19 protein-coding genes are annotated in these 15367 nt (G+C 41.3%); 15 read left to right on the top strand and 4 right to left on the bottom strand.

The features are described from left to right. Positions 1–34: 34 nt before the first annotated feature. The gene (locus BT797_RS14480) at positions 35–286 is read right to left on the bottom strand and encodes a hypothetical protein (RefSeq protein ID WP_045108619.1); all 252 of its coding nucleotides are present in this window, start codon (positions 284–286) and stop codon (positions 35–37) included. 619 nt (positions 287–905) lie between these two features. Further along, on the bottom strand, positions 906–1862 hold the full coding sequence (locus BT797_RS14475; protein WP_045108618.1) for a LysR substrate-binding domain-containing protein: 957 nt from the start codon (positions 1860–1862) through the stop codon (positions 906–908). A gap of 109 nt (positions 1863–1971) precedes the next feature. Between BT797_RS14475 and BT797_RS14470 the strand changes: the two genes are divergently transcribed. The 4 genes from BT797_RS14470 (at position 1972) to BT797_RS14455 (ending at position 4863) form a co-directional block, all read left to right on the top strand. Further along, entirely contained in the window at positions 1972–3174 is a 1203-nt protein-coding gene (locus BT797_RS14470; RefSeq protein ID WP_045108617.1) for a multidrug effflux MFS transporter, read from the top strand. A gap of 62 nt (positions 3175–3236) precedes the next feature. After that, the gene (locus BT797_RS14465) at positions 3237–3482 is read left to right on the top strand and encodes an HP1242/YdcH family protein (RefSeq protein WP_045108616.1); all 246 of its coding nucleotides are present in this window, start codon (positions 3237–3239) and stop codon (positions 3480–3482) included. 107 nt (positions 3483–3589) lie between these two features. After that, positions 3590–4198, top strand: a complete 609-nt coding sequence (gene cobO, locus BT797_RS14460; RefSeq protein ID WP_045108615.1) for a cob(I)yrinic acid a,c-diamide adenosyltransferase — start codon at positions 3590–3592, stop codon at positions 4196–4198. Next, a complete protein-coding gene (locus tag BT797_RS14455) occupies positions 4198–4863 on the top strand; it encodes a YceH family protein (RefSeq protein ID WP_045108614.1) in 666 nt (221 codons plus the stop codon). Before cobO ends, BT797_RS14455 begins: the two co-directional genes overlap by 1 nt. A 67-nt stretch (positions 4864–4930) precedes the next feature. Here the strand turns inward: BT797_RS14455 and BT797_RS14450 are convergent, their stop codons facing one another. Next, on the bottom strand, positions 4931–5812 hold the full coding sequence (locus tag BT797_RS14450; protein WP_075472576.1) for a LysR family transcriptional regulator: 882 nt from the start codon (positions 5810–5812) through the stop codon (positions 4931–4933). A gap of 177 nt (positions 5813–5989) precedes the next feature. On the opposite strand from BT797_RS14450, the gene BT797_RS14445 reads away from it, so the two are divergent. From BT797_RS14445 to BT797_RS14430, 4 genes are all read left to right on the top strand, one after another. Continuing rightward, positions 5990–7240: a dicarboxylate/amino acid:cation symporter gene (locus BT797_RS14445; RefSeq protein WP_045108612.1), complete on the top strand. Its 1251-nt coding sequence runs from the start codon at positions 5990–5992 to the stop codon at positions 7238–7240. An 83-nt stretch (positions 7241–7323) separates the two neighbouring features. Beyond that, positions 7324–7923, top strand: a complete 600-nt coding sequence (locus BT797_RS14440) for a TetR/AcrR family transcriptional regulator (protein WP_045108611.1) — start codon at positions 7324–7326, stop codon at positions 7921–7923. Positions 7924–8030: 107 nt separating this feature from the next. Further along, positions 8031–9263 carry an NADH:flavin oxidoreductase/NADH oxidase family protein gene (locus BT797_RS14435; RefSeq protein ID WP_075472574.1) on the top strand — a complete coding sequence of 411 codons (1233 nt, stop codon included), beginning with the start codon at positions 8031–8033 and terminating at the stop codon, positions 9261–9263. 159 nt (positions 9264–9422) lie between these two features. Further along, complete coding sequence (locus tag BT797_RS14430) at positions 9423–9836, top strand: hypothetical protein (protein WP_075472572.1); 414 nt, start codon at positions 9423–9425, stop codon at positions 9834–9836. Here BT797_RS14430 and BT797_RS14425 read toward each other — a convergent pair. After that, complete coding sequence (locus BT797_RS14425; RefSeq protein ID WP_045108608.1) at positions 9823–10182, bottom strand: HMA2 domain-containing protein; 360 nt, start codon at positions 10180–10182, stop codon at positions 9823–9825. The genes BT797_RS14430 and BT797_RS14425 overlap by 14 nt on opposite strands. A gap of 133 nt (positions 10183–10315) precedes the next feature. On the opposite strand from BT797_RS14425, the gene BT797_RS14420 reads away from it, so the two are divergent. The 7 genes from BT797_RS14420 to BT797_RS14390 all read left to right on the top strand — a co-directional run bounded on the left by BT797_RS14420 (position 10316) and on the right by BT797_RS14390 (position 15188). Continuing rightward, positions 10316–10654: an HMA2 domain-containing protein gene (locus BT797_RS14420; protein ID WP_211705510.1), complete on the top strand. Its 339-nt coding sequence runs from the start codon at positions 10316–10318 to the stop codon at positions 10652–10654. Continuing rightward, positions 10644–11384: a YtxH domain-containing protein gene (locus BT797_RS24125; protein ID WP_211705508.1), complete on the top strand. Its 741-nt coding sequence runs from the start codon at positions 10644–10646 to the stop codon at positions 11382–11384. Before BT797_RS14420 ends, BT797_RS24125 begins: the two co-directional genes overlap by 11 nt. A gap of 3 nt (positions 11385–11387) precedes the next feature. Next, positions 11388–11693, top strand: coding sequence for a magnetosome protein MamC family protein (locus BT797_RS14410; protein WP_075472570.1), 306 nt, complete (start codon positions 11388–11390; stop codon positions 11691–11693). Further along, entirely contained in the window at positions 11686–11976 is a 291-nt protein-coding gene (locus BT797_RS14405; RefSeq protein WP_045108606.1) for a YtxH domain-containing protein, read from the top strand. The genes BT797_RS14410 and BT797_RS14405 overlap by 8 nt, the downstream gene beginning before the upstream one ends. Further along, on the top strand, positions 11973–14033 hold the full coding sequence (locus BT797_RS14400; RefSeq protein WP_075472568.1) for a heavy metal translocating P-type ATPase: 2061 nt from the start codon (positions 11973–11975) through the stop codon (positions 14031–14033). The genes BT797_RS14405 and BT797_RS14400 overlap by 4 nt, the downstream gene beginning before the upstream one ends. Before the next feature lie 125 nt (positions 14034–14158). Beyond that, positions 14159–14518, top strand: coding sequence for a glutathione S-transferase N-terminal domain-containing protein (locus BT797_RS14395; RefSeq protein ID WP_045108604.1), 360 nt, complete (start codon positions 14159–14161; stop codon positions 14516–14518). A 130-nt stretch (positions 14519–14648) separates the two neighbouring features. Continuing rightward, positions 14649–15188 (top strand): hypothetical protein, encoded by a 540-nt coding sequence (locus BT797_RS14390; RefSeq protein ID WP_075472566.1) that lies wholly within the window; start codon positions 14649–14651, stop codon positions 15186–15188. Positions 15189–15367 lie beyond the last annotated feature (179 nt).

Genomic DNA, 15367 nt, shown 5'->3' with positions numbered 1-15367 from the left:
GGGCTAAACTGTACACACAGCTTAGCCCCTATCATTACGTTGCTCTTTTCAATCGGCAAGTGCGGCGTAGATGACGCACTCGACGTTTAGCGGTTACATTACGTGGTTCCGAGCTGCAAAGTGGACGGCCATCGGCATTAAGTCCAATATCCTTTAATAGATAAGCATTACCCAATGGGATCTCTCTAGTCGCACGACGAACTTTTTCTAGCCACACGCGCTCTTCTCGACGGATATCGGCTCGAACAAAGAAAACAGCAAGGTGTAAATATAGTGAATGACGCATAATAATTCTCCAGTGTATAACTTGGTATATAAAATATACTGGGAAAAATGGCGTGAAATTATTCGGCTATCTAGAGATATTAATGAGGTTATTACCCTATCAAGCTGCCATTTTTCCGCAGCCTTTAAGGGAACGGATTAGTTAGTTATTGGTGCAAGGATTTCGATCGGAACAGGCCATGAAGGCGTGATGAACGGCCACCATGGAACTGGTATGATCAAAAGATACACAAACATATTGAACAAGATTTAAATTTTTCATGTGTACCTCCGGTTAACTAATTATCCAAAATAAAAATGTGATATAAATGTTAAATCACATTGGGGAGTCTATGTGAAATTGAACATTCTGCAACCGTAAATTATCAGTTAATAATAAAACAAAGTATTATGCTAACAATCCTTTTACATCAGTCTTTTATCAGTATATTCAACTAGTTAATATCCATTCCATATTACGATACCAATTCTGTAATAGCTTTAGCACTGAATTTGAATCAAGCTCACTTATCATAAATATATTACTACAACCGCTTATCCAATAACGATTAGTGAACTTTGTAGTATCACCTATGTGAACAGAAAAACACTGCAATACAGCTTTGAATCAATATTAAATATTAATCCATCTCTTTCGCAACACTCTGGCAAATAGTATCTCTAACCCACTTATGTCCCGGCTCATCATTATTACGTTCATGCCATAACAATACATAGACCAATGCAGAAAAATCTATCGGCAAAGACAATTGCACCAAACCATATAACTTTTGAGCGTGCGAGACAAAACTCGACGGTAAAGTAAAAATCAGATCACTGTGCGCACACACACTGGCAGCACCGTAAAAATCCGGTAAAGTCGCGCAAATATGACGATGCAGTCCTGACTCAGCTAATTGATAATCCAATAACCACCAATCATTACCTTCGCAGCGAACCTGTACATGCGACATACTTAAATAAGTATCAACATCCCAATACCCTGCATTAATACTTGCTAACATAGGGTGATTTTCACGTATTAAACACACCTGGTTATCGGTAAATAAACGCTGATGCGCAATCCCCTCAGGTAAATTATTGAGACGAACATCGGCCGTGGGGTGCAACTCCCTAGCTGTAATGCCAAAATCAATTTGTCCTTGCTGCAAGTCTAATAATGATTTTTCATTCCAACCATAAATACCTAAATTCAGCTTAGGTGCTTGCGATAATATTGGCCCAATGTAATGAGGTAGTAAAGTTTCATAGGCACTTTCAAGCATAGCAAACGAAAACTGGCGATGACTATTTTCAGGAATAAAACTCGGCGGTAAGCAGAGTTGATACAAGCCCTGTAATATCGTAGGTAATTGCGCTTTTAATTGCAAAGCATGCGCCGTCGGTTTTAAACCATGGGCAGTGCGTAAAAACAACGGATCACCTAAGGTATCACGTAGTCGATTTAAACTTTTACTCAGTGCCGACTGGCTTAAGTGCAAACGATGCGCAGCACGGGTGACACTCTCTTCTTCAAGTAAGATCTGTAAAATAGCCAAGAGATTTAGATCTATCTTGGCAAGGTTATCTAAATTCATAAGATATTCCTAAATGGAAACTCTGTTCTGAAATTATACCACTTCCATTCATATCATGCTTTACGTAAACTGCTTCACATTAATCCATGGCTTTTATTCGAGAATAACAATGCGCCGAAATATATTACCTATTTTGATGGCAATGGTGGTGTTAAGCCCCCTCGCTATCGATATCTACCTGCCTTCAATGCCGACAATGGCAGCAGAATTTCAGGTGTCTTCAAGTGAAGTACAATCAACGCTAATCTTATTCTTATTTGCCATGGGTATCGGCCAGATATTAATTGGTCCACTGGCAGACCGTTTTGGTCGCCGTCCTGTCGCGATTGGTGGGGTTATATTATATTGCTTGAGCAGTTTGCTTGCCGCTGGCGCAGTCGAATTTCACTGGCTACAAATAGCGCGAGTGCTACAAGGTATCGCCGCGTGTGCAACATCAATAGTGGTATTTAGTGCGGTACGTGACAGCTTTGATTCTAAAAAAGGCGCGCATTATTACAGTTACTTAAATGGCGTTATTTGTGTGATCCCCGCACTTGCACCAACCCTCGGTGGTTTATTAGCACTGCAATTTGGCTGGCGTTCAACTTTTATGTTTATGATGCTGTATGGCTTAGTCATATTAGCGCTGATTATCAAAAACCTGCCAGAAACACGTCCCGAGAATACCGATATGTCCGGTTCTCTGTACCACTGGTCTCGCTTTAAACCTGTATTATACGATGCCCACTTCATGTTTTATGCTACCGCTTGTATGGTGGGAATGGCATCAATCCTGACGTATGTATCCTACGCACCAGACTGGTTAATTCGCCATTTAGGCATTGCAGAATTAGAATTTAGTGCATTGTTTGGTCTAAATGCTATCGTCAATATCGGCGCTTGTTTTGCGGCGCCAATGGTGATCAAACGCTTCGGTAATCGTCCAACCGTAATCATTGCCTTTATCGCTTTATTATTATCCGCAGCACTGCAATTGGCCGTGCAATATTGGGGACCAACAGCAGGTATGGCAGCCGCGTTTGCCTTTATGTTACCTATGATGTTGCTCTGTATTGGCTTTGCATTATTGCTAGGTCCAGCAACCAGCATGGCGTTAGCCGCATTTGGTGAACGCGCAGGTACGGCAGCGGCAATGCTAGGTTGCATCCAAATGAGTGGCGCAGCACTGCTCGCAGGATTAATTCAACAAACAGAGCTAACCGCACCCTATGCCGTGATTGTATTAATGGGTGGTTTATCAACAATATTGCTGGCGATAATGCTGACGCCACGCCTTGACCATTGGCATCAAGAACAAGTCCAACATTAGATGCCGCAATGAACGAGTTCTACTACACTGAAAGAACTCGTTCATCACTTAAGGCAGTAATAATGCAAAACGAAAAACACCCGCTAAACCATGAATTTCCTGAACACGCTATTGATATCGCCAAATTAAAAAGCGATGACCCCGAATTTTCAGCCCTCGCCAAAGAATATCACAAACTAGATCACCATATTTATGGGCTGGAAGCCAGTGAAATCCCCACCACAGATAGCCATTTTATCGAATTGAAAAACCGTCGACTTGCCTTAAAAGACCAGATTTATCAAAAGCTAATTAATGGTGATTTTTAATTTACTCACTTCCATTTAGTCATAAAAGCCTTACACTGAAGTTAATAGCACAAGGCATAAAAGCCTTACACTGAAGTTAATAGCACAAGGCATAAAAGGAATGCAGAATGACGGAAGAACATAACCAAGATAAACATCAACAAAAAATGCAGAAGATCCAAGATACAGTCGCCAAACGCGTCAATAAGGCCACTGAAGAACGTGGTATTTTGATTGTGATGACAGGTAATGGTAAAGGTAAAACGTGTGCAGGCTTTGGTAATGTGATTCGTTGTATAGGCCATGGCTTTAATGCGGGTGTTGTGCAATTTATTAAAGGCACATGGGAAGCGGGTGAAGTAAAGTTCATCCAGCAAGTACGTCCTGACATGCCGTATCACGCAATGAAAACTGGCTTCACCTGGGATACCCAAGATAAAGCTGCAGATATCGCCGCAGCAGAAGCAGCATGGGTGCATGCCAAAGCCATGTTAGCTAACCCTGAACTTAAAATGGTGCTTTTAGACGAACTGACTTACATGCTCAGCTACCAATATTTAGATTTAGAAGAAGTACTCAGCGCTATTCGCAACCGCCCTGCTGATCAAACAGTCATTGTCACAGGTCGCAGTGCCCACAAAGATTTAGTCGCAATCGCCGACACAGTGAGTGAAGTAAGAGAAGAAAAACATGCCTTTCGCTCAGGTATTAAAGCTCAAATAGGGATCGACTGGTAATGGATGAACTATCACTACATGAAACCCGCATATTAGGCGCATTAATCGAAAAAGAACACACAACACCAGATAATTACCCGCTATCGTTAAACTCATTAACCTCGGCGTGCAATCAAAAAAGCAGCCGTGAACCGGTACTTTCACTTAGCCAAGATGAAGTACAAAACATTGTTGATGATTTAGTGAAAAAACGCTTAGTGGTGAATGATGAACATGGCGGTAAACGCAGCGCTAAAATCCGTCATCGTTTTGGTAATACCGAATTCAGTAAAATTCGTTTCAACCCACAACAATTAGCGATTCTAACTTTGCTTTTTTTACGTGGTCCACAAACCCCTGGTGAACTAAGAACCCGCTCTGCACGTCAATACCAGTTTAACGATGTACACGAAGTTGAAACCGCATTGGACCAACTGATTAATCATGAATTATATCCATTTGTAGTAAAGTTGGCACGCGTACCGGGACAAAGTGCCTGTCGTTACGCCCACTTATTTAGTGGTCCGGTAACATCTATGGCAGTGGCTACAACCACTAGCCTAGGACTTAACGCAGATGAAAATAGTGAATTATCAGCACGAGTGGATAAGCTAGAGCAAGAAGTGGCAACACTCAAGGCACAATTAACAGCATTACAAGAAACGATGACCGCGTTAACCGAATAAAAATATAGAAGAATATAAAAGGGCGTCGCGAACTGTCGAGGCCCTTTTATCATGCCTGCAAACGCGATTATGACGACGTGATCGCGAGCCCTTTCGCTAAGTAGTCCACTAGCATGCGCACTTTCGGTGATAAATGACGATTCTGAGGGTATAACGCCCATACCGCATCATCCGGCTCGCGGTAGTTCGGTAGTAATTCAATTAGCTGACCTTGATTAATGTATTCCTGCACATAATAATCTGGCAGTTGCACAATACCCACCCCCTTCAACGCAGCATCGACTAATACTGGGCCACTGTTACAACTAAAGTTTCCTTTCACGCGAATATTACGGGCTTTGCCTTTTTCCTGAAAACGCCAATAATCCAATGTCCCAGACAAGCAATTATGACGTTCTAATTCAGATAAGGTATGGGGCGCACCAAATGCACTTAAGTACTCAGGCGCAGCACAAACATATTGTTTACGGATCGCTAATCGTTTACCAATCATTGATGAATCACCTAATTGACCTAAACGGATCGCCAAATCAAAACCTTCATCAATTAAATCAATTTGCTGATTCGATAATACCAGCTGTACTTCTAATTCAGGATATTGCATCACAAAATCATTCACTAATGGTGCGACACTACGCTCACCGTAAGTAATAGGAGCCGTGATTTTTAATTTACCCTTTGGCGTACTTTGTAAGTTAGTGATCGCACGTTCAGCGTCGGCTAATCCATCCATGACCTGACGACAATGCTGATAGTAAATCCCCCCAACTTCTGTCACCGATACTTTGCGTGTCGTACGATAAAATAATTTTGCTGATAACCGCTCTTCAAGGGCAGAAACTTGTCGACTGACCTGCGCTGTGGAGATCCCTAAACGCTTTGCCGCCGCGGTAAAACTTTCAGTTTCAGCAACCGCAACAAACTCACTGACACCAGACCAATCACTCATCAATACGTTCTCTTATTCAACCATTAGGTAACAATTATAAGTTATTCTCTGCAATAAACCTAAATTATTACTAACCAGTAAAAGTGATTTGCTCATCAAGTTCATTGTTATCGCGGGATAACTCCAATATAATCGCGCATCATTTACTTATACCTAGTCAGACTGACGAGAAATATTATGCTATCAACTATCAAGCGTTCATTGCCTTTGCAATTATTGGCTGCCGCTATCATGGCTTGGGTTTTTGCCACCATAATGCCAACAGTAACCAATATTACCGAACAAACTTGGTATCAATTACTCTTGTTAGGAAAGACCACTTACATCGGTCTACTAAAAATGGTTATAGGGTTCGTAGTGATGCTGTCTTTAATGCAAGGCATTACAAACATCGGCTCTACATTGAAATTAAAGACTCTGGGAATTAGAACTCTCGCTTTTTATAGTCTGACCTCGATTATCGCGATCAGCTTAGGCCTTAGCGCAGTAATGCTAATGCCAGAATGGCAACCCTTAGTCGAGCCTGTCACAGTTGCAGATCACATCAGACTTATTGATCAGGAGTCTGTCACGGGGTCGAGTATTACGGCAAAACTGCTCGCAATGGCGCTGATCAACCCTTTTGCAGCCTTAGCCAACGGCAATTTATTAGCCATTGTCTTATTTTCCTTGTTATTTTCAGTTTCACTATTACTGTCACTACCACAAAAGCATGTGATATTTGATGTTATCGCAGGTTTAAATAAAGGGTTAAATAAATTAGTCCAAGGCATTATCCGTCTCGCGCCAATAGCTGTTTTTGCTATCGTTTTTGAATTTACAGTGGCGGGAAATACCGGTTTATTTGGTCAACTGGCGTTATTCGCATTATTAGTATTTGTGCTAACAGTTATCCATGGCGTTGTTGTATTACCAACGTTGGCAAAAATATTTACCGGTATTAAATTTAGCACTTTATTTAGGGCTATATCGGCACCACTAGCCATGGCATTTGCGACCTCATCAAGTACCGCAACACTCCCTTTATCTATGCAAGCAGCAGAAAAAGAGCTCGGCATATCACAAAGTACTAGCAGCTTTGTTCTACCGCTTGGCGCGGTAATGAACATGGATGGTACGGCTTTATTTGAAGGCGTTGCAGCTATTTTCCTTGCGCAATTATTTGGTATTGATTTAAGTACCACTGGCATCGTGATGATATTTATCATGGCGATGGTATCGTCAGTCGGTGCACCCGGAATGCCATCAGGATCAATGTCTGGCATGCAATTAGTAATGCTAGCCGCAGGTATACCTCTTGAAGGTATCGCGATCTTACTTATCATCGAACGTCCACTAGATACGTTCAGAACAGCGGTTAATGTCGAAGGTGATCTTGTTGCTGCGCTGGTTGTTGATAAGTGGCAACAGAATAAGAGTATGGTATAAATCTAAAACAATAAAGGTATAGGGCGATACACCCTCTACCTTTAACAATTGCATTTCAAGACGATCGGTCATAGAATAACCAAATGCCAAGACCTAAACAAAACGAACATACCCGCGAAGCCCTGATTGAAGTCGGTATCAAGCATATCTCTCAACACGGTTATCACGGCACTGGGATAAAACAGATCCTAGATGAGCTAAAAGTACCGAAAGGGTCCTTTTATAATTATTTTAATAGCAAAGAAGCTTTTGTTGCCGAGCTAATCGAAGCCGATATGTACGCGCAAGCACAACAAATGCAACCGACATTGGATAACGCTAACCTGAATCCAATTGAAAAGTTGCGCGCGTTGTTTGAAAAACAGCGCCAAAAATACAGCGAGCAGCAAGGTAAACAAGGTTGCTTGATAGCGAGTGTTGCCAACGACATTGGTGATTCAAGTGAATTATGCCAACAAGCAATGCAGCGTTCGGTGAAAGCACTAAACCAATTATTATCAGGATTAATCAGCGATGCACAAGCACAGCAATTGATCCGTACAGACTTACCAGCAAAGCAGTTGGCTACATTAATGTGGACAGCCTGGGAAGGCAGTTTAATCGAAATGAAGATCGCCGGTAATACCGATAATCTTACTCAGATTACTGATTTCATTTTTGATGATATTTTAAAAGCTAGCTAACGAAAGAACAAGTAAACAGCGATATTATGTGTCGAATGATAATATCGCTTTTTTTGGCCCCACACCAAGACGACCGGTCTAATTATTTATTTAAAGTAGGATTGATAATGACAACAGCAATTACATTACAACAAGGTTTTACCTTAAAAAATGGCACATATATTAAAAACCGTTTATTTAAATCGGCAATGAGCGAGCAACTGAGTGATGCTAAACACAATCCATTACCGGGACTCGCAACGCTTTATCACACTTGGGCTCTCGGCGGTTTAGGATTATCAGTGACTGGTAACCTCATGGTTGATCGCAATGCATTAGGCGAACCAAAGCAAGTGGTGTTAGATGAACAGAGTGATTTAACTGAGTTTAAACGCTGGGCTCAACAAGGTAGCGTTAACGATACCCAGCTATGGGCGCAGCTAAATCATCCCGGCAAACAAACACCAAATTTTATTAATGCAGAACCTGTTGCACCGTCGGCAATCGCACTGACTAATGGTTTAGAAAAAGGCTTTAATACTCCACGCGCACTTACTGAATCAGAGATATTGAACATTATTCGTCAATTCCAAACCAGCGCCAAATTAGCCAAAAAAGTCGGATTCACAGGCGTACAAATTCACGGTGCACATGGTTATTTAGTTAATCAATTTCTATCACCACGTCATAATCAGCGTGATGACCAATGGGGTGGTTCAATTGAAAACCGCATGCGCTTTGTACTGTCAATCTATCAAGCAATACGTACTGAGGTTGGCGACGAATTTCCGATTGGTATTAAACTCAACTCTGCCGATTTTATGCGTGGTGGTTTTACCGAAGAAGAATCCATGCAAGTAGTCAAAGCATTATCTGATGCTGGCATCGATCAAATCGAGATCAGTGGTGGTACTTATGAAAGCCCAACGATGACCGGTCACAAAGTGAAAAAGTCAACGTTAACGCGTGAAGCTTACTTCCTTGCTTATGCTGAAAAGGTGCGTGCTATTAGCGATACACCGTTAGTGGTGACTGGAGGCTTCCGTTCGAGTAAAGCCATGCTGTCAGCGCTGCAAAGCAATGCCACGGACTTTATTGGACTTGCGCGCCCTATGTCGTTAGATACCCAGTTGCCAAATAAATTAATGGCATCTGATGACCATAAGATCCGTTTACCACACTTAACTACGGGTGTTAAAGCCATTGATCGCATCGCGATGTTAGACATTACTTGGTACGAAGCCCAGCTCGCGCGTATTGCTAAACAGCAACAGCCAAAAGCTAATTTAGGCACTTGGCCGGTATTTTTCAAAACCATCTATAGTGCAGGAAGCTACGCATTTAGAAAACGCCGTGCTTAAGCAGCAGGGATACAATATCTACGCCTAGAGTATTTCTGGGCATAGAAAGATAACTAATTGCATGTTTAATGACATAAAAAAAATATAAATTTGAGAATGAGATTTATTTGCAGTTGATAACTTGTTAGATTATACAAAAGTCAGCAAGTAGGCGTAGCGATGAGTGCAAAAAAAGCATTAAAGAAATTAAAAAAACAAAGCAATAAGATTGAAAAAAAGTCACTAAAACAATTACATAAATTATCTAAAATGACGAGTCAATCCGCAGCTAATAACAGTGAGTGGCACCACGAGATCAAGGATTTATCGCAAGACGTCATTACGAGTATGATGTCAGAATTAAAAACACCGTTAGAACCTGTTATATCTTGGTTTAAAGAAAGTTCAAATCATGTTGAATACAATAAAGACGTTATCGCGAGTGGCCAAATACTAACGCTGGCTCAACATCAGCAACGTACAGCAACTCGCTCCGTGCTTAATATTCCGTTGAAATCACCCGCTTGTAAAAAATGCCCAGCACGAGCCAATGGAATATGTAAATGTGCAGCTAAAAAATTTAAAAACTCATAATCATACGACTAACAGAGGGACCGACTAAACGTTTTAATGCCATTGTAGCTAAACCTTTGGTTAGCGTTTTTGTACCATTAACCACCGCGTTTTCAACAAATGAAGGTTTTTCATCACTTTTAGTCCACTCATGCGTCTCTAAAATCTCTAACAAACTGTCACAATCAAGCTCTTCGCGATCAAAATGAATGGCGACTGAACCTGCATGATATTTATGCTTAATATTCGAGATAGCATCTATTTGCTGCAACTGTTCAATCAATGCCATAACGGCCTTTGGATGATGACGAATATAGTCGGATCTAACGCGTAATCGTTGGGATGTTTTGTGAATATACGTGTTCATAACTACTCAAATGCAAGCGATAATGATTATCAATAAGGTAACATCAAAGTTGACCCTGCGCAAAGAAAACTCAATCAAATTCAATTAACAATTGATCACTATTCGCATCTACTCTCTTCTTATATATAATTTTATGATGAAAGATAAAATCAAAAAAGCTTTAAAAATAAGACGTTGGTTAACGCTCGCGCACCACATCCCAGGACGTATCCGACTTAAATATAAAATGGGTATTATGACCCATTTGGTGACGATAAAGGTCACTGATATTGAGCAAGCGTTAGCTGATATACCTGCGTTTAAAAATTATAAAATAAACAGCGATACGGGTAGCATTCTGGTTGAATACGATGCTGGCATCATCAAACCAGAATTTATCAACCAGCTGTTTTCAGAATCAGAGATCGACGTGCAACAAGCTTATTTGAATATTGCTGCAAGTCTTAAGATGGATGGAGTAAATGATGAGTGATGGTCCTAAATACGGTTCACACGATATCCCTTATACACAGAACACCGAGCAATCAGATCCTTATGCGACTAATGGTGGATATTCACCTTACATGATGCCTGTATACGGTTATAACCACCCAAGTATGCATCCAGGTATGCATCCAGGTATGCACCCAGGTATGCACCCAGGTATGCACCCAGGTATGCACCCAGGTATGCACCCAAGTATGCACCCAAGTATGCACCCAAGTATGCACTCAGGTATGCACTCAGGTATGCACCCAGGTATGCACTCAGGTATGCACCCAGGTATGCATCCAAGTATGCATCCACAACAAGACCCCCCTGCTCAGCAACAAGAAGAAAACAATGCTTTCATTGAACAAGCCCAAGCGATGCTTGAAGGCGCGCTCGGTGAAGAAGTTGGAATGTTTAAAGACTTATTAGGAAACTTTGGTATGAATGATAAAGAATTTTGGAAAGGCGCTATGGTTGGCGCGGCAGCAGCCCTATTACTAAGCAACGAAAACGTACGTGGTAAATTAGTCGATTTAGTTGCAGGCGCTGGCGATATGCTTAAATCAGGTGGTTCAAACGTTAAAGATACAGCAACACAAACCGCCGCATCGGTAAAAGATAACGTGACAGCAAATAGCGAAATTTTCCGTGATACATATGCTGCTGGTAAACAAGGATTTCAAGAATCAGTAGAACGCCATCAAGAAGAACAACCTAAAGCTAATAGTTAAATTATGAGTAATTCATCAGACAAATTAAGCGCAAACCACCGAGCGATGCTCATTGGTGCAATGGCAGGCGGTGGCGCTTCATTAGCTGGCCAATGGCGTGATCATCAAAATGGGATATTAGCAACCAATGATGTCGCGATGAATGCTGCAAAATCGGCAATTAAGGCGGGGGCTATCAGTGGAACATCTACCTATATAGCTGAAAATATGGCGGGTCGGCCAGCATTATCTTTGCTCACAATATTGAGTGTAGGCGCCGCTGGCTTATACATGATAGATCAAATGTCGGAAAGGAAAAAACATGAATAATAAACCACCTTATTCACCATATTACGGTTATCCGCAAGGTGAAATAAAACAGGCACCTAGTTATAAGCAACAAAACAGTAAAACCCACTTTGCCATGGGTCTTGCAGCTGGTGCAGCCGTTGCTTATTTATTATCTAATAAAAAATTCCAACAGGGTGTTAGCTCAACAGGCGAAAAGGCATGGTCAGCTGTACGTGGTGAAGTAGAAGAATTAAAAGAACGTCTAGAAGATACACAAGCAGAACTAGATTACTACCGTAACTTAAATAAAGGCGAAAAATGATCGACTTGGTCGTTAAGCACCACCTGTCAGGGCGAATACGTTTCAAAGTGGCGGCACTGATTCACTTTCCTGATATTGAAGAGTGGATCAAACAAAGCTTATTAGCTATTCAAGGGATTCGTGACGTGCGAATCAACCAGGCTGCGGCTTCCATCGTCGTCCATTATGATACGCAATTATTGCATGTAGAGACCCTTGAAGCGCGCTTGTCACAACTTGATTTCACTCAAGCAGAGCAAACTGAAATAGAGCATCAATACACACGTGGTGATATTGCTATGAATGTTATTGGTACTCTTTCAACCGCTTTATTACCAAATAAATGGGGCGCTTTAACAACCGCAACACTTGTTGCACCGACGCTCTTTGAAGGCATTAATGAAATCAAAGAAAAACGTATTTCAGTTGAGGTTCTAGATGCAATTGCCGTCGGTTTATCCGTCTGGCGTGGGGACTATAAAACAGCGATGGTCACGCAAAGCTTAATTAGTTTAGGCGAGTACATGGAACAGAAAACCTGCCGAAACAGTGATCAACTACTGGCTGAACTCATGCATCCTCAACAATCTGTCGTGTGGCGTATTGACGAATCAGGCAAAATCCAAGTTAACTCAGATGAACTTAAGGCCGATGATATTATCGAACTTACACCTGGCGACTCAATCCCTGTCGACGGCGTAGTTATAGCAGGTGCTGCACTTATCAATCAATCTGCTCTAACGGGTGAGAACGTACCTGTACGGCGTGAAATTGATGCTATCGTTTATTCAGGCACCAGCGTATACGAAGGCACGATAAAAGTACGAGTCGAAAAAGTCGGAAGTGAGGCTACAACGGCTAAAATAGCACAGTTAATTTACGATTCGCTAAGCGAAAAAAGTGAAACTCAGCAAGTCACTCAAAACATGGCAGATCGCCGTGTTAAGATAACCTTAGGAATAGGTGCTGCAGTATTCGCCCTAACCCAAGATATTAATCGCGTGGCCTCAGTATTTCTTGTCGATTATTCCTGTGCACTAAAATTAAGTACGCCTGTAACATTTAAATCAATAATGTACCGCGCAGCACAAAACGGGATTTTACTCAAAGGCGGAAGTGCAATTGAGAAGATCGTCAAGGTCGATACTTGCGTATTTGATAAAACCGGCACCTTAACTTATGGCGACATGGAAGTGACAGATGTTGTGCCATTTTGTCAAAACAACGATGCCCGTGACTTATTGGCAATTGCAGCATCTGTAGAAGAACACAGTAATCACCCATTATCACAGTCCGTGGTCAATGCAGCAAAACACAATAAACTTCCGCATATCGAACACGGGGAGGTGGAATATGTCATTGCTCATGGCCTTAAAAGTACCCTCAACGGACATTGCCTTGTAATGGGCAGCCGCCACTTCCTTGAAGTGCATGAAAATGTTGACTTCACACCCTTTGAAACACAAATTCGTGAACTTGAAGAAATAGGACGTCATTTAGTGTTTATTTCCCATCAAGGTAAACTAATCGGGATGCTCGGCTTACGTGATCATTTACGTGAAGATGTAGAAAAAACACTGAATAAGTTACGTCATTTAGGTATCAAAGAATTAGTGATGATCTCAGGCGATCGTGCTTATAAAGCTCAAACCCTCGCAGATGAACTTAAGCTTGATCGAGTTTATGCCGAAGCCACGCCTGAAAGTAAAGCCAATATTATTGAACAACTTAAACAAGCTGGTAAAACAGTGATGTTTATTGGGGATGGCGTCAATGATGCACCCGCATTAACGGCTGCGGATGTAGGTATTGCTATGTGTAAAGGCACTGAATTAGCAAGGCAAGCCGCTGATGTTGTGTTATTAAAAGATACGCTTTATGGTGTCGCTGAAGCACGCCAATTAGCACAAATTGCAATGTCGATGATCAATTCAAACATCAAAGCTGCTGAATATGTTAACAGCGGTATTATGTTAGCAGCAGCGCTCGGAATGCTAAGCCCTGCGATGAGTGCACTACTTCATAACGGCACCACGCTCGCGATCCTTGCTCGTTCCGCGGCATTAAAGAATGGCTAGCACTTAATTGCTATCAAAAAATAAATACCACATAAAATATATCCAATGTTTATTATGTGGTATTTATTCGAACGAATATGCTAGCATTACACTCCATTATTAGCCCTATTAACAGGACCATATTCATGAAAGTTATTCGCTGGCTACTCGGCCGTCTTATCTTAACGCTTAATTTCATCTTCTCACCAAAAAGCATGAAACGCCCTGCTGACGAACAAGCAAAGGTTGATAGTGAGGTTAATAGCATGTCGCTGTACCAATTCGAAGCCTGCCCATTTTGTGTAAAAGTACGTCGTAGTATGAAGCGTTTAAACTTAGATATCACCGTACGTGACGCAAAAAATGATGCAACGTTTGGTAACGAACTCGAGCAACAAGGCGGTAAACGTAAAGTTCCTTGCTTACGTATTGAAGAAAATGGTCAAGTACAATGGATGTATGAATCAAGTGATATTATTGCGCACTTAGAAAAGAAATTTGCTTAATTTAGCCAATTTTTAACTAAATAAATGTGTTCTTCCCCAATTGTATTAAACCAGTGGTTCGCTGTCTTTTGCAATTGGTGTAAATCACAATGCTAATGTAAACAACAGCTAAACAAGGATTGTGATAGCGATGTTTTATAAACTACTGATTTCACTAATGCTCTGCGCCATCATTTCACTGTTTTTTATTAGCAAACCTAATGGTCAAAAATTACTGAACTCTACCGTCATACTCCAAGATGTTGTCCGCGCCTTTGAACAAGTAAGAATAGATATTACTGGTCTCGAATTCGGACTGTTTAGCGACACCAATGATAATCCCAAATCAGTGACGCTTTATCGCTGGCAGGATAGCCAAGGTCAATGGCACTTTACCGATAAAGAAAATAGCATCCCTAATAGCAACGAGAACACTCAAGCCAACGCGATTACGGTCACTGCAAACTCATCCATTTCCGTGAAGAAGACATCACATACAGAAACGGCTGAAACTAATAATAAGCAACAGCAAATACTTGCAACTGAATCCCTATCGACACACCCTCTCAGCAATGCGTTTAATACCTTAGAAGATGCCAAAAACATTCAAACATTAATGGACAACCACGGCGAACAACTCGATAACGTCATTAAAAATATCGTTGGTCATCATACCTTCGACAAGTCATAGATTAACAACTAATGGCGACGCCTTCATATCGAATTTGCGGTGTGAAGGCGGTTTTTAATCTTAAAAATGCTCTATATTAAATCGTGAGCAGGCATCATTATGGGGTGGTTATTTCTTTAGTTTGGATCGACATGTTATTTATCGCTGTCGGCATTGCCTTAATTAATCTTTCATCGACC

This window comes from Moritella viscosa, assembly GCF_900120065.1.
GTDB lineage: Bacteria > Pseudomonadota > Gammaproteobacteria > Enterobacterales > Moritellaceae > Moritella > Moritella viscosa.
This window is presented reverse-complemented; position numbering and strand designations above follow the sequence as displayed.